16 protein-coding genes are annotated in these 21,262 nt (G+C 38.3%); 6 read left to right on the top strand and 10 right to left on the bottom strand.

The window, feature by feature from the left end:
- Positions 1 to 214 precede the first annotated feature (214 nt).
- The 3 genes from proP to efp all read right to left on the bottom strand — a co-directional run bounded on the left by proP (position 215) and on the right by efp (position 3,410).
- Positions 215 to 1,687: a glycine betaine/L-proline transporter ProP gene (gene proP / locus I2F31_RS04390; protein ID WP_195768316.1), complete on the bottom strand. Its 1,473-nt coding sequence runs from the start codon at positions 1,685 to 1,687 to the stop codon at positions 215 to 217.
- A 271-nt stretch (positions 1,688 to 1,958) separates the two neighbouring features.
- The gene (locus I2F31_RS04385; protein WP_195768315.1) at positions 1,959 to 2,660 is read right to left on the bottom strand and encodes a VIT1/CCC1 transporter family protein; all 702 of its coding nucleotides are present in this window, start codon (positions 2,658 to 2,660) and stop codon (positions 1,959 to 1,961) included.
- 180 nt (positions 2,661 to 2,840) lie between these two features.
- Entirely contained in the window at positions 2,841 to 3,410 is a 570-nt protein-coding gene (gene efp, locus I2F31_RS04380; RefSeq protein ID WP_195768314.1) for an elongation factor P, read from the bottom strand.
- A gap of 70 nt (positions 3,411 to 3,480) precedes the next feature.
- On the opposite strand from efp, the gene epmB reads away from it, so the two are divergent.
- Genes epmB through I2F31_RS04365 form a run of 3 tightly spaced genes read left to right on the top strand, consistent with a single transcriptional unit; the run spans position 3,481 to position 8,376 of the window.
- Positions 3,481 to 4,503: an EF-P beta-lysylation protein EpmB gene (epmB, locus tag I2F31_RS04375; protein ID WP_195768313.1), complete on the top strand. Its 1,023-nt coding sequence runs from the start codon at positions 3,481 to 3,483 to the stop codon at positions 4,501 to 4,503.
- A 5-nt stretch (positions 4,504 to 4,508) separates the two neighbouring features.
- Positions 4,509 to 6,251 carry a hypothetical protein gene (locus tag I2F31_RS04370; protein WP_195768312.1) on the top strand — a complete coding sequence of 581 codons (1,743 nt, stop codon included), beginning with the start codon at positions 4,509 to 4,511 and terminating at the stop codon, positions 6,249 to 6,251.
- Between the two features lie 10 nt (positions 6,252 to 6,261).
- A complete protein-coding gene (locus I2F31_RS04365) occupies positions 6,262 to 8,376 on the top strand; it encodes an EAL domain-containing protein (protein ID WP_195768311.1) in 2,115 nt (704 codons plus the stop codon).
- A gap of 45 nt (positions 8,377 to 8,421) precedes the next feature.
- On the opposite strand, the gene rpmE is transcribed toward I2F31_RS04365, so the two are convergent.
- The 3 genes from rpmE to I2F31_RS04350 all read right to left on the bottom strand — a co-directional run bounded on the left by rpmE (position 8,422) and on the right by I2F31_RS04350 (position 11,398).
- Positions 8,422 to 8,646, bottom strand: a complete 225-nt coding sequence (gene rpmE, locus I2F31_RS04360) for a 50S ribosomal protein L31 (RefSeq protein ID WP_195768310.1) — start codon at positions 8,644 to 8,646, stop codon at positions 8,422 to 8,424.
- Positions 8,647 to 8,853: 207 nt separating this feature from the next.
- Positions 8,854 to 9,258, bottom strand: coding sequence for a lactoylglutathione lyase (gene gloA / locus I2F31_RS04355; RefSeq protein ID WP_195768309.1), 405 nt, complete (start codon positions 9,256 to 9,258; stop codon positions 8,854 to 8,856).
- 22 nt (positions 9,259 to 9,280) lie between these two features.
- Entirely contained in the window at positions 9,281 to 11,398 is a 2,118-nt protein-coding gene (locus tag I2F31_RS04350; protein WP_195768308.1) for an AmpG family muropeptide MFS transporter, read from the bottom strand.
- Between the two features lie 199 nt (positions 11,399 to 11,597).
- Between I2F31_RS04350 and I2F31_RS04345 the strand changes: the two genes are divergently transcribed.
- On the top strand, positions 11,598 to 14,177 hold the full coding sequence (locus tag I2F31_RS04345; protein WP_195768307.1) for a Lon protease family protein: 2,580 nt from the start codon (positions 11,598 to 11,600) through the stop codon (positions 14,175 to 14,177).
- Positions 14,178 to 14,240: 63 nt separating this feature from the next.
- Entirely contained in the window at positions 14,241 to 14,849 is a 609-nt protein-coding gene (locus I2F31_RS04340; RefSeq protein ID WP_195773507.1) for a LysE family translocator, read from the top strand.
- A 97-nt stretch (positions 14,850 to 14,946) separates the two neighbouring features.
- Here I2F31_RS04340 and I2F31_RS04335 read toward each other — a convergent pair whose 3' ends face one another.
- The 4 genes from I2F31_RS04335 to I2F31_RS04320 form a co-directional block, all read right to left on the bottom strand.
- On the bottom strand, positions 14,947 to 15,348 hold the full coding sequence (locus I2F31_RS04335) for a rhodanese-like domain-containing protein (protein ID WP_195768305.1): 402 nt from the start codon (positions 15,346 to 15,348) through the stop codon (positions 14,947 to 14,949).
- 127 nt (positions 15,349 to 15,475) lie between these two features.
- Positions 15,476 to 16,339, bottom strand: coding sequence for a DnaJ domain-containing protein (locus tag I2F31_RS04330; RefSeq protein ID WP_195768304.1), 864 nt, complete (start codon positions 16,337 to 16,339; stop codon positions 15,476 to 15,478).
- 234 nt (positions 16,340 to 16,573) lie between these two features.
- A complete protein-coding gene (locus I2F31_RS04325; protein ID WP_195773506.1) occupies positions 16,574 to 17,812 on the bottom strand; it encodes a dihydroorotase in 1,239 nt (412 codons plus the stop codon).
- 11 nt (positions 17,813 to 17,823) lie between these two features.
- Complete coding sequence (locus I2F31_RS04320) at positions 17,824 to 18,843, bottom strand: aspartate carbamoyltransferase catalytic subunit (protein WP_195768302.1); 1,020 nt, start codon at positions 18,841 to 18,843, stop codon at positions 17,824 to 17,826.
- Between the two features lie 159 nt (positions 18,844 to 19,002).
- On the opposite strand from I2F31_RS04320, the gene rlmKL reads away from it, so the two are divergent.
- Positions 19,003 to 21,207 carry a bifunctional 23S rRNA (guanine(2069)-N(7))-methyltransferase RlmK/23S rRNA (guanine(2445)-N(2))-methyltransferase RlmL gene (gene rlmKL, locus I2F31_RS04315; RefSeq protein ID WP_195773505.1) on the top strand — a complete coding sequence of 735 codons (2,205 nt, stop codon included), beginning with the start codon at positions 19,003 to 19,005 and terminating at the stop codon, positions 21,205 to 21,207.
- The last annotated feature ends 55 nt before the right edge of the window (positions 21,208 to 21,262 follow it).

Raw genomic sequence — 21,262 nt, 5'->3', positions numbered from 1 at the left:
CACGGGTAAGTCTTCGCACTTACCGCAATGTGACTTAGAGAGAGCGTTATAATACTGCTTATTCGTCTATTGAGCTAGCTCAAACCAGCATAATCGAAAGGATATGTAAAAAATTCTTAAAATTAATAAAGATAATCCTAACCTACCACCAAATAAAAACCGATCTCATCTATTTGTAAATGAGATCGATTAAAATATTTATATCATCAATATACTATTTTAATTCAGGATGCTGAGCCACTAACGTTTCACGTTTTTGACTTAACTCATCCATTCTTGCATCGATTTTTTGAACTTTTTCCTCAATATTTTCATGAAAAACATCCAAGAGTTCTTTGGCTTCTTGTTTGCTCTCTGCAATCGGTGCTGTACCGTATAGTGGTTTATTTGCTGTTTCTTTAAAGTAAAATGCCGTGATCAAACCAACAAAACCAAAAACAATCAAATAATAGGCAGGAATCATCAAATTACCCGTATATTCAACCAACATTGCTGTGATTGCTGGTGTTAGACCTGCAAATACAATTGAAATATTAAATGCAGCGGCCAGTGCCGAATATCGAATATTCGTTGGAAATAATGCAGGAATAGTTGCGGCCATAATCCCCAATAACATATTCACAGAAAGTGCTAAAATAAAGAGCCCTGCAAACATTAAAGATTCGACACCAGAGGTCAGCAGCATAAATGCTGGGTATGACAAGAAAATTAATGAAAAACTACCTGCAAAGATAAACGGGCGACGACCAACTTTATCACTTAACCACCCAATAAGTAGCTGTAAAAATAGCATACCAAACATTACACTAATGGTAACCATCTCACCACGGTCACTTGGATAATGTAAGTTATGCGTAAAGTAACTTGGCAAATACGTCAGTAGCATGTAATAAACAACATCAGTGCTCATAACAATACCAACACACACCCAAAGACTACGCTTATGTGTCGTTAAAATCTCACGAAAAGGAATTTTCTTTTCTGCATTTTCAGTGGCCTTTTTATATGCAGGTGTTTCTTCCAATGCATTACGCAAATACATGCCGACTAAACCCAATGGCAAAGACAGTAAAAATGGAATACGCCAGCCCCACTCCGCAAAGCTACTTTCACCAACCATTGAGCTGATCAATGAAACGGTACCTGCCCCTATCAGAAACCCTGCAATTGAACCAAAGTCCAACCAACTTGCCATAAAACCACGCTTACGGTCTGAAGAATACTCTGCAACAAAAATCGCAGCACCAGAATATTCCCCACCCACAGATATACCCTGTGCAATTTTTACAAGAAGCAATAAAATAGGTGCCCAGATACCAATACTGTCATAACTTGGAATAAGACCAATACCACAGGTACTTAGTGTCATAATCATAATCGTAATTGCAAGGATATGTTTACGACCGTATTTATCACCCAAGAAACCAAAGATAATACCGCCTAGAGGACGGAATACGAAAGGAATAGAAAACGCAGCCAGCGTTGCAATAAGCTGAAGGCTTGGAGATGTATTAGGAAAAAAAACTTTTCCTAATACATATGCGACATAGCCATATACGCCAAAGTCAAACCATTCAATAGTATTACCTAAAGCCGCTGCTGTAATTGCTTTTTTAGTTTTGGCACTTTCGACAATATTAATATCATCAAGCCCCACTTCATTACTTTTATCAGTTGCTGTTTGCACTAAACACCCCTGTATTAAATTAAAAAGAACGATAGCTCTTTACATTGCCTAAATCACTTTGTGATAAACATTAAGCTAACTTTGCAGGCAAGGACTCTAACACAAAAATACAACAAAGCATAAAAAAGCACTTTAGATTATTAAAAACATAATTTAAATCAATACAATAAGTTATGAAATAAATTTTACCAAAAATTAAAAAAACCTCTAGATAGGTCATTTAGACTAAATATTCAAAACATACAAAATGCATTTCACAAGTATTCTTTTCTCATGTTGGCACATTAAATAAACTACCAATCCAAAATGTAAATAACATAGCCACAACACCCCATAGCATGACACGAACCACACCTTTAATGATTGGGCTTCCCCCTGCATAACTTGCAATTGCACCCAGTAAACCTAAAGACAGTACCCCAACAACAATAATGCCGTACTCTAAAACATGGTGTGGCAGTAACAAAATAGCAAGGAGTGGGAAAAGCCCCCCCAATATAAAGGAAATGGCCGACGCAGCGGCTGCAAGAAGTGGCTGTGCTGCCGTTTCCTCATTAATACCAATTTCATCACGTGCATGTGCGGCCAATGCATTATGTGCTGTCAGCTGCTGTGCAACTTGAAAGGCCAGCTCATGGTCTAAACCGCGATGAATATAAATTTTTGTTAATTCAAGTAGTTCTAAATCTGGGCTTAAATGTAAACTTTCAGCTTCCATACGTAAGTCAGCATCTTCAATGTCCTGTTGTGACTTTACAGAAATATACTCACCTGCAGCCATAGACACAGCACCTGCGATCACACCCGCCACACAGGTCACCAATAGTGTATTAGAAGCTGCACCACTTGCCGCCATACCCACCACTAAACTGGTCACAGAAATAATGCCATCATTTGCCCCTAAAACTGCAGCCCTCAACCAACCTGATCGTTCTGTATAATGATTTTCTTCGTGATGTGAGTGACGAGACATAGCCTACCCTTTTTTATATTAAACAACTTTTGATATATCTTTATTTTCATACAAATATGCAGTTTTTTGATGACAACATACATATTTTTAATCAGTTATAGATAAATAAAGGGTCTTAAAATAATAAGACCCTTTATTTAAATCAAATACAATATGCTTGTGCATACCATATCATTTTTATTATGCACGCTCTAAATAATCGCCTGTACGTGTATCTACACGAATGCTTTCTTCTTGTTGCACAAATAAAGGAACACGAACCACTGCACCTGTTTCAAGTGTTGCTGGCTTACCGCCTGTACCAGCAGTATCACCTTTTACACCTGGATCAGTTTCAACGATTTTTAAAATCACGAAGTTTGGTGCACTCACGTTTAATGGTACGCCGTTAAACAACATGATTGAACATTTTTCGTTTGAATCATCTTTTAACCATTTCGCAGCATCGCCCATTGCAGTTTTATCTGCAGCGATTTGCTCAAATGATGCAGGATCCATAAAGTGCCACATTTCACCATCGTTGTATAAGTAGTCCATTTCTACTTCAACAATGTCTGCACCTTCTAAAGATTCATTCGATTTGAATGTTTTCTCTAAAATTTTACCTGTACGTAAATTACGTAACTTCACACGGTTAAAGGCTTGACCCTTACCCGGTTTTACGTATTCATTTTCTGTAATTGAACAAGGATTACCATCAAGCATGACTTTGAGGCCTTGCTTAAACTCATTTGTAGAATAATTGGCCATGACTGGCACGCTCCGAACTTACTAACTTAAATCGATTAATGCTAGACTAGCATTATTTTTAACAGATGGCATGATAAACTATTTGTACCGTGAGCAAAACTGGAAAAGTCAACTGAATGACTTAATTACAGACCCTCATGAGCTCCTAGACCTACTTTCACTCTCACCAGATGAATTATTATCAGGTGCAATACTGGCATCTCAACAGTTTAAACTCCGTGTGCCGCGCTCTTTTGTAGAAAAAATGAGTCAAGAAAATCCTTTAGACCCTCTGCTGTTACAAGTTTTACCACATCATTTAGAACTAGATGAGCACGACGGTTTTGTCACAGACCCCTTAGGCGAAGAAGCAGCCACCCAACTACCAGGGGTATTACACAAGTATGAATCACGTTTTTTACTAACCCTCACAGGGGCATGTGCTATACATTGCCGTTATTGCTTCCGCAGACATTTTCCATACCAAGAAAATTTACCCAAAAATAAAGATTGGCTAGAGATAAAGAAATACATTGAAAGCCAACCACAGATCAATGAGGTGATTTTAAGTGGTGGCGACCCTCTCACACTATCTAATCAGAAACTACATACGTGGCTTGAACGGATTGCATCTTTACCACAAATTAAATTTTTACGTATACACTCTCGTGTGCCTATTGTTATTCCAGAACGCTTAGATGAAGAGCTAATACACACGCTTGCAACTAGTCGTTTAAAAATCATTTTGGTGATTCATGCCAACCATGCCAATGAAATTGACCACACCACGCAACACTATTTAAAACAACTACAACAACATCAGGTAACCTTGCTGAATCAATCTGTGTTGCTTAAAGGTGTAAATGACACTGCAAAAACACTACAAGATTTAAGCTATAGATTATTTGAGTCTGGGGTCATGCCCTATTATTTACATGTACTCGATAAAGTTAAAGGTGCACAGCATTTTGATTTAAGCCAAGATCATGTTACAACCCTATACAACGAGCTACTGGCCCAATTACCAGGCTATCTAGTACCTAAACTCGTACGAGAAATCGCAGGTGAGAAAAACAAAACACCTATCGTGACTCAGTTTAATCATATTGGGTAACTTCTATGACCACAGAGCAATTTATTCCTGTAAATATTTTTACACAGTGTAGATCTTATAACAGATCTGCGCTTAGCTTCTGTGAAACAAGCACCAGTAGCTTAAAAATATGGATTTATACTATTTCTGATGATCCAATGGGTGATCGCTCAAAATCTTTACTCAATGCCCTAATAGAACTTTCTGAGCTTAAAGTACAGCCTTGCTTAAAATTCACACTTGTACAAACCATACACCACCCCATCGATCAAATGATCGAGTATCTAAAGACTTTAATTAAAGATGAATCAATTTACAACTCACTTCACAAAGAAGGCATATTAGATCTGATTGAATCTTTTCGCTGTTACATGGCGTATTTATATTCAGATATTTTTTATGCACTCCGAGATGAAGTTAAAAGCACCTCACTCTCAGTAAAAAGTTATTTTATTCGTAAAAAGCAAAATACCTTTTCATGGTATGCCTGCTACCTTGCATTAGAACAATTTAGCCTACTCACATGCCACCAACACATGCTTTATAGAGGTGCACTTAAAGAACAATGGCAACATACGCATCGTCTTTACTGGCTTGCATATCAGCATCAATACGAAAATGTAGAGGTTTATCACTTACAAGACTGTATTTGTAGCCAAAGTGAAATTAATAGTATTTCTATTTTATACAAGCAAATATTACTACTACATTTACTCAATACACAGCAAGTCAGACCTAGCGAAACCTACGCACTATACCAATGTAGTTCCGAATGGGCACATCTACTGCACGTAACCACTAAAAAAGAGCATTTATCACGTTATGTCATAGACCACCAAACAGATCTCCCTCCTATATTAATCATAGATCACCACACAAATATCGATGATAAGGGCTGTTTTTATATTAATGTTAATGACTTGTTGCAACGGGTACAACTTGCCAATGCACCAACAAAGCGTGATCTGTCTATGAAAGAGCAGCTATATCTCAATAGCTCTCTCGTTTTCCATATCATCAACACCCTCAATCAGTCCTCTGAACGGCGTTATAAACGATATAACTTTACTTCAAGTATTCAAGTCTGTTTTGGCTTAAAATCTGTACACTATCGACTTGCACAGACTATCTTAAAACATCAAAACACCTTAAAAAAACAGGCAAGATATACCAAAAATACCACAAAACCACTTTATATTACCCCCAAAGATGTACTTTCTAGTAGTAACTTAGATTTTGACGAAAATATCTATACCTGTCATATTTTAGATGTGAGTGTAAATGGCTACCGTATACGCTGGCAAGGCACCCCTCCTCAACACTTACATGCAGGTGAGTTCTTAGCAGTACAAGAAAATAGCCAAAGCCCTTGGCGATGCGGGTTGATTCGTTGGGTTAAACAACTCCCCAATAAAGACTTAGAATTTGGAGTTGAAGTTTTATCTCAAAACATCACTTTATGCTATATACAACAATACAATACAATACTAGAGAAATATATTTACAACCCTGCACTGTTATTAAAAAAAGACATTTTAGATCAACCATGCTTTTTTTTGGCCATGCCAATTCTAGACACGCTATCAACTCAAAAGAGATTACAACTCTATATCACCAACCAAACCATTTCTGTTTATATAGGTCACAAAGAGCTAGAAAACCCAAGTTTTATTCTTTGTAACTTTGACCTATTAACCATTGAAGATCAAAAGAAATTTAATTACCTTATTTCAGGGTATGATAAATTACTAAAAAGTGTGGATTTATGAGATGTGTAGCATGATGGATCTTGTTCGAATCGAAAGTATACGTGTGATTGTTATTGATGATAATCAAATTAAGTACAATCGCCTTATGGAAGTCTTCCAAGCTCAAGGTCATACAGTGAATGCAGTATTACTAGATGACTTGTTTAGCCTGCAAAAGCACATCAAAAAAACATGGGATATTATTTTTTACAGCAAAGCATATGACTTTGACCAAAAAGAACTATTTGATTTAATTAAAAATTCGAAGCAACCCTATTTGCCATGTTTACATTTAGAACATGAAGATCACACTCAAAACCGCTATGCACTAAATAGCCATTTTTTCGATCAAGTCAATTTAAACCATCCAAAACATTTACTATTTACTTTTAGTAAGGCCATTGAGGTAAGTTATTTATGGCAAGAAAAGCAACGACTCGATAGAGATGTAGAAAATATCCAGCATCAAGTCAAAACCGTTGCTGAGCATATGCAAGATGCATCTATGATGGTTCAAGAAGGTATTGTGATAGAAACCAACCAATACTTTAAAGAGATGTTTCACATAGACGATGCTTTTGGCCTACCTCTTTTAGATGTATTACAACCTAAAGATGCAGACCATTTTAAACAACAACTCAAATTAATTAATATTAACTCAGCACAAACCTACCACTTTGAAATAGAGTCAATAAACCCTGTACTACACAATAAAAATCTGAGTCTAAAGATATTTTCAGACCAAGAACAAGAAAGCCTACATATTTCAATTGGCCAACCACAAACTGTACAAACTCAAGAACCCAAACCGCTCAATTACTATGAGCAAATTAACCAGATTATTTCCAATCAAAATAGCACGCATGTTGAAAAGTTATTCGTTCGATTAACGCTGGACTTAAATGAGATCGATCGCAATATCTTGAGTAATCAAAATGAGATTAGTCAACATTTAAATCATGCGCTTAAACAGATTAAAATGTTTTTTTCAGATGATTTTATTACAGCAGGTCCATTTCAATGGGTTGCTGTTCTACAAATAGACAAACCTCTAGTGCAAATTACTGCCCAATTATGTGAATCATTTGAATCATCTTCTTTACCATTTAAACTCAGCTATTGTGTTTTCAGTGGTCACTTACACACTGAAGATGAGTTTTATGCGTTATATGCTCAAAGCCATATAAAAATAACCAACGCAGTACAACAACATGATACGCCTCCAGCTCAACCAGAAACTGCAACAAAAGAGCAACAAACGTTGAAGCTCGTTGAGAAAGAAGAGCCGATCACGCTACAGGTACAAGATACAACCGAGCATATAGAACCCGCAATAATAGCCTCACCTCCTCCTCAAATACCTCAAATGTCTTTTGAGCAAGAAGAAAGTCTTAATGAAAGACCCGCTTTCGACAATGATACTTTCACAACCAGCAGTGACTATCAAACCCATGTAAAATATCAACAAGTGTATGACAAAAATGACAGTAACCAGCACATTTTTGAAGTCACTACTGTGTATACAGATGCAAATGGTATCAGTTACAACTTAAGTTATGATCATGAGTTACCACTGATTAATACAGCATCACTCATTCAAATCGATCAAAATAGTATTAAAGCAGCATGCGAAACGTTATCTTATTTTTGTGGTATGACCCAAACACCACCCGATGCAAGTATAGTCATTAATTTGCATCACAGCAGTCTTGACAGTCCTTTAGCAGCGTATTTGTCTAGCATATTGCAACAAACACCAAATTTAAATCAAAATAAAATTATCTTACAGTTTAATGCTTTTGACATTATTCATCTTAATTTACAAACACACCCAACATGGGCAACACTGAAACAAATGAATATTGCCATTGGGTTGCGACATTTCAACTTTAATAACAACAAAATTATACTACTGAATCAACTACAACCTAAAATTTGCTTTTTAGCTCTTAATGTAGAGCAGATTTTATCTAGCACAACCCAGCACCAGTACATTCAAGAGCAGTTCAGTCATTTTAAGCAGATAGATTTTGTCATTCCTGAACTTAATGACATGAATGAGTTTGCAGATGCTTGGAACGTAGACTGTCGCTACTTACAAGGTCAATACTTCCAAGACAAACTTGACCACATGACCAACATTTAATAGACATAAAAAAATGGGCATGAAGCCCATTTTTTACTTTGGATATTAACGCTTAATTGTGCGAGACATACCAGAGAAACGTTGTTTGAACTTGTCAATACGACCGCCAGTGTCAACGCTTTTTTGCTTACCAGTGTAGAATGGGTGGCAAGCTGAGCAAATATCTAAATAAAGAGAATCTTTATTGCTTGCAGATTTAGTTTCGATAACGTTACCGCAAGAACATGTTGCAACAAGTGCAGTATAGTTTGGGTGAATACCATTACGCATATTCAATACTCCTAAGGAAGAAAGGCTTAAGCTGTTTTCGCAATTAACCACTCTTTTCACACCAGTAAAAAGGAAAGCCTATGGCAGGCTAACACGACAACAGACCATTCTTTTGGCTCACCGAAGCCTCTAAAGCTAGGGCAAAGCACAACAAGTGGCGAAATTATATAATATTCCGCTGAACATGGCTAATACTATTTTTACAACTTAGTCTTGGCTACGGGCATATTGGTCTTGCTGAATCAACTCAACCAAATAACCATCTGGGTCTTTCACAAAAGCAATGACCGTTTTACCACCTTTCATTGGTCCTGCAGGTCTCACCATCTCACCACCACGGCGTTGAATGTCTTCACATGCTTCATACGCATTATCAACACCCAGTGCAATATGGCCATAAGCATTGCCTAGGTCGTAGCTACTGGTGTCCCAGTTATAAGTCAGCTCTAATACCGTATGATCAGACTCATCGCCATAGCCGACAAAAGCCAAAGTAAAACGGCCTTCTTCAAAATCATGGCGACGAAGTAAAGTCATACCAAGTACTTCAGTATAAAAAGCCAAAGAGCGCTCTAAGTTGCCTACACGCAACATGGTATGTAACATTCGCATAAATAACGTCCTTATTTTACGGTTAATTCGTTTGATGAGCTCTAAGTAATCGAGCAACCCACCACACTAAAATGAGCACTGGAATACCCATCAACGTGGTTATGAGAAAAAATTGAGGATATCCAACATGACTGACAATTGTGCCTGAATAACCACCTAAAATTTTAGGGGTTAACGTCATTAATGAACTAAAGATTGCGTACTGCACAGCAGTAAAAGAGACACTGGTCAAACTCGATAAAAAGGCGATAAAGGCTGCGCCTGCAAGCCCTGATGCTAGGTTATCAATGATAATTGCAAAATACAACCATGTTGAACTATAGCTCTTAATCACTTTACCTTGTAGAAGCACATGCGTTGATGAATGATCTACAGGTGCTAAAGGTTGTAAATCTATAGACAGCTTAGAGGCCTGTGGGTTTACTTTATACAATAACTGTTGCTGTGCTAAAGGCTCATCATTTACACCATAGCCTATGGCTTTAACCTCATGAGATGGGCTTGTTTCAAGCTCACTCCTAGCAATAACAGTAGAAAAAATGCCGTCTTTATCTATTTTTGCCGTATAACTTTGAGCATCTAATTTAAGCTCAACTTTTTGAATGTTTACATCTGATATTTGACCTTTTACCACAACCTCTTGCCCTTGAGATGCTGTAACGATGTTATTACCCGCAATTGGAAATAAGCTCAGTGCGTTGGCTTGGTCTTTCATTAAAAATGGCATCTGTGCAGTCACTTCACTGCTTGGATCATTTTTATATTGCGTGGTGACTTCTAATACTTTTTGTTGTCCAAGCCATGCGGTTGGTACAGATATTTGCCAGTAACCGACATCATCAGGCTGTGCGTTCAGGGTTTGCCCTGCGATATGCACTTGCACAGTATCTAAGCCTTGACCAGACTTCACCAAACCAATAAACATTAAATTGGTTGTACTTGCCAAAATAGCACCAATAAACATCAGCTTCATCACATTAAAACGCTGTGCTAAGAGCCCACCTAAGAAACCACCAATTAATGAAAAAATCACACCGTACACTTTAACAGCTTTAGCAATTTCTTCTTTGGTAAAATTTAAGTCTTGGTAGAACACATTAGAAATCACCCCTGCAATAATGTCAGAGATACGGTAAAAGCCAATCAGTAGCAATAAAAACAATGCCAGTTTCACACCATAACGCACAAAAAAGTCTTGGATTGGACTCACCCAAATATCTAAAGCCATTTGCTTTTTCACTGCACCCCATTTCACCAATGTTGTGCCCACACCCAGTGCAACCGCCACAGCAGATAAAAAGCGGATGGTTTCTAATAAAAATAGTAAAAAATTATCTTTAATCTGCCACGCTTGCTCTAAGTAATTCAACACAGGGCTTAATACAATATAGCTCAGCACAAATGTTGCTACAGCTAAAGAGAACACCATGACCAAACGTAGATAATCACGGCCGTGATAATCTTTCGGCACACGTTGTACATTGGGTTCATGAATGACACACGTTGTCACCACACCAACCAACATGACCCCTGCCATTGCCATATAAGTCATGTGCCACGCACTGTAAATATAATTTCCTTTCGATGTACCCAACCAACTTGCTAAAAATAATGCACCTGCACCTGCCACAATCATGCCTACACGATAACCTGCGTTATAAGTAGATGCCAGTACCGTTTGAATTTTTGGATCGCCAAGCTCAATCCGATACGCATCAATAACAATATCTTGTGTGGCTGCAGAAAAACCCAGTAATACTGCACCAATCGCCATCTGAATTAAGTCATGCTGTCCCTGTGCAGGGTCTGCATTGGCCATGATTAAAATTGAACCAATAATACTCAGTTGGGCCAAAAGTAACCATGCTCGTCTGCGACCGAGTTTCGCACTCAACCATGGGATCGGAATTTCATCAACCAATGGCGCCCAAACAAATTTAAAAGAATAACCAAGCGCAGCCCAACTAAAAAAAGTCACTGCCGACTTGTTAATGCCAGCCTCACCGAGCCACAAAGACAAACTAGAAAAAATGAGTAGAATAGGAATACCTGCCGAAAACCCTAAAAACAACATAATGAGCGCACGAATATCTAAGAAACTACGAAACGCATTGGCCCAATTTTGGTTTGGCATATTCATCTCAATTACTATTTTAATTAAACCGTAAAATGCTATTCAAACGCTTTAATCAATATCTTGCAATAAGCACTGAGTAAATTATTATTTTTTATCTAAATCTGATACTCTAAATGTGGTTTAAATGAAAAAAATATACCTTTTTTCAGCTAAACCCCGTATTGTACTTTTGACACCACCATGACCTTATAGAACATAGCAGATGAATTCAGTATTACCAGTAAATGCAGCAACAAAAAAGACACCCCAAAAACAAACAATGACTTCTGCTTTTGATCAACCTGCCATAGAAAAAACACTGAAAAAAACGGCACTCAAACCAGAAAAACTGACCCATGTCACTAAACTTTCTAATATTCCTGCATCTACACGACGCATTAAACCGCTCAACAATTTTTTGGGGCAAGACCGTGCACGTGCCTCTGTTGAAGCAGGAATTGCATTGCCATACTCTGGCTATAACATTTTTGCAGTCGGTACAGCAGGTTTAGGCAAACGCACCATGATTAAACGCTTGCTGTCACAGCATGCTAAATCTATGCCGACACCAAATGACTGGGTCTATGTCAATAACTTTGAAAATGCCCGTAAACCACTGGCTCTACGTTTTCCAACAGCTCAAGCAGCCATATTCCAAACACAACTACATGAAAATTGGCATGCTACATTAAAACAACTTGAACGTCGTTTTAGTGCTGAAAAATACAGTGATGCTGTAGAAAAAATTCGTCATAAGACAGGTCAAGAGCAACAAGAAGCTCTTATTGAATTGACCAAAGAAGGTGAAACCATTGGCGTAAAGTTAGTCTCTAAAAATGAAGATAACTGCTTTGTTCCAGTGCATCACAAAGAAGGTCAAATTCAAGAAATGACCCAAGACGACATTGATGCACTCAGTAAAGAAGAACGGGCTGAAGTTGCTAAAAATGTGCGGAGCATGAACAAAAAGCTTGAGCGTTTAGGCCTAGCACTTGGTGACATTGAGGATGTTGCACGAGACCAAGTGACAGATTTAAACCGAGAAATTGCACAAGATGTGGTCATTCCTCGCATTGAAAAACTTTTAAAGTCTTTCCAAGATGTTGAAGGTTTACAAAACTATCTTGAGCGTTATGCTGCCGATATTATTAACAATATTGAATCTGTGCTTGAACAAGCAGAAGATGACTTTATTCCTGCACAATTTAGCCGCGTACCTTCTCGCTACCAAGCCAATGTGGTCGTAACACATGAAAAAGACCAAGGTGCACCTGTTATTTTTGAAGACTTCCCAACACATTACAACCTACTTGGGCATGTTGAACAACTCACGCAAAATGGCACAATTACCACAGACTTTACACTCATTCGTGCAGGCGCATTACACCGTGCCAATGGTGGTTTTTTAATTTTAGAAGCCGAGCATTTACTCGAACAACCCTACGCATGGCAAGGGCTAAAACGTGCACTTAAGTCTGGACAACTCAAACTGTCTTCACTTGAACATATGCTCACCCTTACAGGCAGTATTTCAATTGAACCTGCCTCTATTCCACTTGAATTAAAACTTGTACTACTTGCAGAACCTGAAGTCTATTACGAAATCTTAGAATTAGAACCTGAGCTTGGCAGTGTCTTTAAAATTAGAGCTGACTTTACAGATACACTAGAACGTAATACAAGCAATGAGCAAGCCTACATGCAACTCATTGCCGACTATGTACAAGTAGACAAACTCTTGCCATTTGACCGCTCTGCTCTTGTGGCATTACTTACAGACTCAAGCCGTCAAGCCGAAGATCAAAGTTCATTGTCACTACATGCCTCAACGCTTGGCGACTTAATTCGTGAGTCACATCATCATGCCCTACAAGCAGGTGATAAAACTGTGACACAAGATCATATTAATACCGCCTTACAACATCGCCAATATCGCTTAGGCTATTTGCGTGAACTATACTGGCAAGATTTATCACGTGGCACGCAACTGATTGAAACCCAAGGTCACCGTTTAGGCCAGATTAATGCTCTGTCTGTGATCCACTATGCAGATGTTGAGTTTGGTCTGCCTTCTCGTTTAACTGCATCTGTGTATCAAGGTGGTGGCGATATTTTAGATATTGAACGGAGTGTAGAGCTTGGTGGCTCATTACATGCCAAAGGTGTGCTACTGATGTCGAGTTTCTTAAAAGCACACTTTGGTCGTGAACAAATTTTACACTTCTCTGCTGCCCTTGCCTTTGAACAAAGTTACGGTCAAGTTGATGGCGACAGTGCCACTGTTGCTGAACTTTCTGCACTCATTTCTGCAATTAGCCAAATTCCACTTGACCAATCTTGGGCAATTACAGGTTCTATGAACCAATTAGGCCAAGTACAACCAATTGGTGGCGTGAACGCCAAAATTGAAGGCTTTTATGATGCATGTAAACTGCAAGGCTTAACAGGTCAGCAAGGGGTAATTATTCCTCGTCAAAACATGCAGCATTTAATGTTGCGCCAAGATGTGATTGATGCGGTTACATCAGGTCAATTTCATGTGCATGCCATTGATACCATTGATCAAGCGCTTGAAATACTCATGGCACGACCTGTAGGCGTACTCAATAAAAAAGGCCAATATACCAAAGGCTCTATTTATGCTGCTGTGATGGATCAGCTCAACTATTGGCAGTCAATTGAAGATGGTTCAATTGAGGAAGAAAAGCCAAAGAAAAAGAAGAAAAAAGCCAAGTCTACGAAAAAAACCGAAGACGATGCAAAAGATAAACAACCGGAAACGGCACTGATGAAAAAGAAATAAGTGGTATAACTTCAAGGCCTGTCATCCAGCAGGCCTTGAAGTCAATCAATAGAGAAAAAATATATGGATCTCAATTTTTGCTTTTTTCTCATCACAGTTTTAGTCATTAACCTGACACCTGGCCCTGCAATGCTCTTTGTCATTCAGCAAAGTATACATTCTGGTGTAAAGTCAGGTATTCAATCTGCTTTGGCCGTTGAAATTGGTGTACTATTTTATGTGATACTGACCTCTTTTGGTCTGATTATTATTTTTAATCATGTGCCAATCCTCTACAACATCATTACAATACTTGGCATTTTATATTTACTCTATTTGGCTTTTCTAAGTTGGCCAAGAAAAATAGACGGTGTAAATACAACACCTCAAGACAAACACCGTAAACCCTTTATTTATGGGGTATTTATTAATTTACTTAACCCTAAAATTGGCTTGTTTTTTCTTAGTTTATTACCACAATTTATTTCACCAACAGCTCAACCACTATGGCTATACTTTTTATGTTATGGGCTTATTTTTAATTTAAGTGGCTTCATTGTAAATACGCTTGCAGCACTTTCTGCGAATTATTTAAAAAGCAAAACCACCAATTATGGTCAGTGGATCCATTATATTTCACCGCTTATTTTTATATGTATTGCGTGTATTGCCATCACTCGATTATTTAGCTAAGTGAAAATCATAGTATCTGCAAATGACCTATACTGAGTGAATACATATAACCCTATAATTTTCAAAAGATAGGGTCATACCATGATAAAAATTAATCCTAGCAACCACAATCTAATACTGAAGATGTTGCCTGCTGTGCATTTTCACCTTCGGTTTGGTAACCATCTCTTTTCCACCAGTCTAAGCCACCAATGAGCTCTTTGACTTTAAATCCTAAAGCCAACATTTTATATGCAGATTTTGTCGAGGCATTACAACCTATGCCATCGCAGTACGTCACATATATAGGTTCTTTAGACAAGTGAGCAAGCGTATCTTCCGACATCGTTCGATGCGGTAAATTCAACGCATTTGGAATATGTTCTTTTGTATAGGCCTCTATACTTCTACCGTCTACAACAATAATATTTTCGCCAGCATTTAAAGCCACAAATAAATCCCAAGAATCTATTTCATAATTCAGTTTTTCTTCATAATAAGCCAGTTGTTTTGCAGTCATTTTTATTACTCCTTTTATTTAGTGTTAATGCATCTATCATGTGCAGTATTTTTACTCATCCTCTCATAAGTGGGCTTTAGCCCGTCAGGCATGTAACACCTATACTTTGCCTAGATGAATTGAACAACTAAACACGTTCTAAATGTCGAACAATTAAATCTTTCGCTTCTTGTAATTCAATCGACTGTTGTGTGAGTTTCTCTTTTTCCTCTGCTGTCGCATTTGGGTTTTTATCTGGGTGACATTTCATTATTTTTACCCGATATGCTTTGACCACTTCCTCTTTAGTAGCCGTCGTACTTAAACCTAAACGTGTGTAAGCTATATTTAAAGCACTACTTGAGCCTTGTTGGCGATATGACGAACCATTAAAGTCTTGTTGATGATGTGTTTTAAATAAATTAATAATCGCCTGATAATCTTGCTGTCTTAGCCATAACTTTTCTGCTAAATCAGTCAATACAACCTGCATGATTTGGTCGTTTAAATCATTTAAATACAGTGCCTGAGCACATAATTTAAATACTTCTAATTTAGAGTCATAATCGAGCTGTTGTTGTAAAATTAAATGGATTTGTCTTTGAATCGCATGATCATTTTGTTTCAGTGTATCTCGTAAATAAATATAGTCTTCTTCTGTTTTGCAGTACGACTCAAACATCGACTTCACAAAATTGACTTTTTGCGAAGTCCATGGCTGACCTTGATATTTTGCATAATAACTGGCCATATGAACCATCGGAGTTAACCATTTAATGGTTACATCACCATCATAGTATTGCTGATTTTGTCTATTTCTTTGCGTACCTGAGATTCTAGCTTTTTCTTTACCTGATTGTGAAATACACAGACCTAAAATAAACCCAATCACACCACCAATTGGCCCACCAATCACTGAACCAATCACAGTTAATACAATAATTTTCCAAAAAGATAAAAAGAGGCTCAAAAAAAACACTGCAATAAAAATAATAATCACTGCCCAAATCATTTTTCTTATGCCCCCTGCACGTAACCTTCCATATGTCTACAGTCGAATCATCAATGATTTCATACTGTAACCTTATTTAACCACGAATCCAGTCTTAATCTCATTTTTATCTATATGTATTTTTTTAAATTTACAATGTTGATGTTAAATATAGTCATTCTTCACCAGACCATGTATTAAAATGAAAGTACCATCAAACTTAATCTATTTGATGGTACTCGATCAGGTTAGAGGCTAAACACGATAGAAAGTTTCTTCCACTCGCCCCGTGAGTGTTTGTTTAAAAAGTGGGGTATTTTTTCCTTGCGACAACATGGTTGTAGCATCAAGTTGCCATGTCTGTGTTGGATTGACCAAAACCCAACCTGACTCTTGTTGCCAACGGCTTGCCATATTTGCCACTTTTGCAGGTGCAAAGGTCACCTTTTCAGCCCATTGTAACGGCGTAAGCACACCCTCTGCGACAAGCTGTACACCCAGTGCCACAAAGCTATCAAATGCAGAAATACCCGCTTCTGTCTCTGCAAATGGTGCAAGTTTTGCAGAAGCACTTAAGGGTTCATGATGGGTGCAAATCGCATCAATCACACCAGATTTCACCCCTTCACGTAACTGCAACTGGTCTTTATGGCTACGCAGTGGCGGGCGAACATGTGCGAGCGTATTAAAACCATCAATCAACTCATCTGTTAAATGTAACTGATGCATTGCAACGTCTGCTGTAATATTTAAGCCTTTATCTTTTGCAATACGAATCAGCTCAACTGATGCACCACAAGACAATAAACTAAAATGGGCTTTAACCCCTGTGGCTTCAACCATCAGTAAATATTTTGCAATCGCTACAGTTTCCGCCAAAGGTGAAATCATCGGTAGTCCTTGGCGTGAGGCTACAAAGCTTTCATGCACACAACCATCTTTGGCAATATTGGCCTCTTCTGCATAAAAAACCACCGTCATGTCCAAACCTGCCGCATACTCCAAAGTACGTAACAAGACATCATCGTCTAAAAATGATGCATTGGCATTAGAGACAAATGCACAACCGCCTTTTTTTAGCCCTGCCATATTTGCAGGCTGTTTACCCTGTAAACCTTGGGTTTGTGCACCAATAATGTTGAGATGAATTTTGCCATCTTGCCATGCCTTTTCAATCAGGCCTTGTATGAGTGAGCCATTGTCTTGCACAATCGGTTTAGAGTCAGGTGGTGTAATCACATGCAAAATACCTTGCTGACGTGCCACTGTGCCTTCTGACTTTAATGTGCCATGCTGTTGCTGACCTGGCTCTCGTAATCGAGCACATAAATCGACCATACTTGGCATGAGCCAATGCCCTTGTCCATCAATCACTTGGTCAATTTGCTCTAAAGAATCAACACGCTGACCTTGTTTTAAATACACAGTTTCAACTTGGTCTGTATTCTTTACAGGGTCTAAAACACGTACATTTTCAATTTTAACGTTTGTCATGTCTATTCCCCTTAAACCACTGAAGTCGCATCAAGTAAACCTTGTGCTTGTAATTGTCCATTCATAGACAATGCCAACACCGCCATACGCACCGCAATACCATTGGTGACTTGATTTAAAATCACGGACTGAGCACCATCGGCAATACTAGAAGTAATTTCTACCCCACGGTTCATTGGCCCAGGATGCATAACAATACAATCAGGCTTAGCTAAGGCTAAACGTGCTTCATTTAAGCCATACATTTTATGAAATTCAAGTTGTGATGCCAGTGCAGGAGATTCAATACGTTCATTTTGAATACGCAAGGTAATAATCACATCACAGTCTTTTACGCCTTCGTCCATTTGGTTAAATAAACGAACACCTTCAGCGTACTCGGAGAAGCCATACGGCAGTAAAGTATTGGGTGCAATCACACGAATATCTTTACAGCCCAAAGTTTGTAATGCTGCGACATCTGAACGGGCTACACGTGAGTGCTTAATATCACCAATAATCGCGATACTCAGTTCTTCAAACGGCTTTTTCGTTTCACGGCGAATAGTAAGCATATCTAACATGGCTTGGGTTGGATGCGCATGTTGTCCGTCACCTGCATTAATAATCGCCACGTTTGGACACACATCTTTAGCAATAAAATGTGCCGCACCTGAAGAGGAATGACGTACCACAAAAATATCGGCAGCCATTGCTTGCAAATTCCACAACGTATCTCTCAGCGTTTCGCCTTTAGCTGTACTTGAACGTGCAATATCTATATTTAATACATTGGCAGACAGTCGCTTGGCAGCGGCTTCAAATGTGGTTCTGGTTCTTGTTGAGTTTTCAAAAAATAGATTCATCACTGTTCGCCCTTCTAGTAGTGGCGAAGTAATCAGTTGATTATTATCATTTATAAAAGTTTCTGCGGTATCTAAAATCTTATTTAAAGTGTCTTTACTCAGACCTTCTATGGTTACAAAATGTTTTAAGTTCCCATGTTCATTCAGTTGAATCTGACTTGGAGCATGCAATTTAGCCAAATGCATCAGTGATTCCTTTGTCCTACGCTAAGTTGACATATTGTATCGGAAAATAAGAATAATTCGCAGTCACATCGCAATAAAAAAAGCTATAAATAACACAAGCCAAATAGGGGTAAAATACGTTAAAATCTCTCTTTGCTTGTTTTTGTTTTGGAAGTTTGCATGAATTCACCGCAACGTTTATCTACATATTGGGTTACCTGTGCCGATGGTCTTGAGCCATTACTCGAAGAAGAAATAGCCCATTTGGGTGCAACCAATGTAGAACGTAAAGCTGGTCGCTTAATTTTCAAAGGCACACTGGAAACAGCTTACCGTATTTGCATGTGGTCACGTCTGGCATCACGTGTCGTCATGCCAATTTATGAGCATGAAATTGAACAAAATCATGATGTACGTGACGTTGCTAAGGAACTTTTTGAAGGTGCCATAAATTTTGATTGGTCACTCATTTTTGCACCACAAAGTACATTTGCCATTCGCCTACACGTCGAACGTGATGTCAAAGTAAATAGTCAATTTGCCACCTTACGTGTTAAAGATGGTGTGGTTGATAGCTTTATGGAAACTGTTGGCCGTCGCCCAAGTATTGATATTAAACAACCTGAAATTACCCTATACGTATTGGCAGGTAAAACCTCTCATATTTATTGTTTAGATTTATCAGGTGACTCACTACATAAACGTGGTTATCGCCACTATATGACTGACGCTCCAATTAAAGAAAATTTAGCAGCAGCCATTTTACACAAAGCAAAATTACTTGAACGTAAACCTGCTGTTGTACTTGACCCTATGTGTGGCTCAGGAACGTTTATTATTGAATCACTCATGATTTTAACCGACCGAGCACCTGGTTTAGTCCGTCGTTTTGGTTTTAATGGTTGGCATGGTCATGACAATGAATTATGGATGAGCATTAAAGCAGAAGCGACTGAACGTCATGCCACTGCACTACAGCAACCATTACCACGTTTTTATGCTTACGATGCAGATTGGGATGCAGTAAAAGCAACTAAAAACAATATTGTTGCTGCAGGCTTTGAATCTATACTCGACCAAATTCAAGTTGAAGAACGTACTCTTGCAGATTGGCCTGACTTTAATATCGGTGATGATGAGCATGCATTTATTGTCACCAACCCACCATATGGTGAGCGACTTGGTGATAAAGCCTCTAACCGTGCTGTGTATTTAGGCATCTCTGCATTATTACAAAAAACTTTTCCAAACCAATATGCAGCAGTGATTGCAGCACAAATTGAACAAGCAGATGTTTTAGCATTTAACGAGCCTCAAACACTACGTTTAATGAATGGTAAATTACCAATCTATGTACGATTTGGCACAATTAAACCATTACTAAACAACACGCCTTTTTTAGCTAGATGGCAAAACCAACCTGTAGAGATTGAAGAGGCTCAAGACTTCGCCAACCGTCTACAAAAAAATATGGCTACCTTAAAAAAGTGGGCCGTTAAAGAAGACGTTTATTGCTTACGTTTATACGATGCAGATTTACCTGACTTTAACGTGGCTGTCGACCTTTATGGTGATCGCCTACACGTACAAGAGTATGCGCCACCAAAAACCATTGACCCTGAAAAAGCAAAAAAACGCTTTAACTTAGCACTTGCAGCCATTCGTGCAGTGACTGGGCTTGGTCGTGAAGCCATTTTCATTAAAACACGTGCTCGCCAGTCTGGAAAAACCCAGTATGAAAAACAAAGTACCGCATCTAAACGCTTTGTTGTAAAAGAAGGTAAAGCCAATATTTTAGTCAATTTAACCGACTATTTAGATACGGGCTTATTCTTAGACCATAGACCGATTCGTTTGCGTATGGCCAATGAAGTCAAAGGTAAACACTTCCTAAACCTCTACAGCTATACATCGACTGCCAGCCTACATGCAGCTTTAGGTGGCGCGGCCAGTACCACAAGTGTTGACTTATCTAACACTTACCTCAACTGGTCAAAAGAAAACTTTGTACTCAATGGTTTAACGGTAGACCATGCAGATGAACAGCACATGTTTTTTGCAGCAGATTGCTTTGAGTGGCTCAAAGAAGGTCATGAACAATACGACATGATTTTTATCGACCCACCAACCTTCTCTAACTCGAAAAAGTTTTACGGTACCTTTGATGTACAGCGAGATCATCTGTCTTTATTAAAACGTGCCATGAACCGTTTAAGCTCTGATGGTACATTGTACTTTTCAAATAACTACCGTGGCTTTGAAATGAGTGAAGAAATTGAAGCCATGTTTGATGTCCAAGAAATCACCCAAGATACCATTGGCCTTGACTTCAAACGTAATCAAAAAATCCACCGTGCTTGGAAAATTAGACACTTTTCAGTTTAATTTTTATAAAAAAGCAAAATATGTTGTACAAAATGCCAGTCCGTAAAAATCTGAC

Source organism: Acinetobacter rathckeae, assembly GCF_015627125.1.
Lineage (GTDB): Bacteria > Pseudomonadota > Gammaproteobacteria > Pseudomonadales > Moraxellaceae > Acinetobacter > Acinetobacter rathckeae.
Note: the sequence above shows the minus strand (reverse complement) of the source record. Positions and strands in the feature narration are given on the sequence as shown.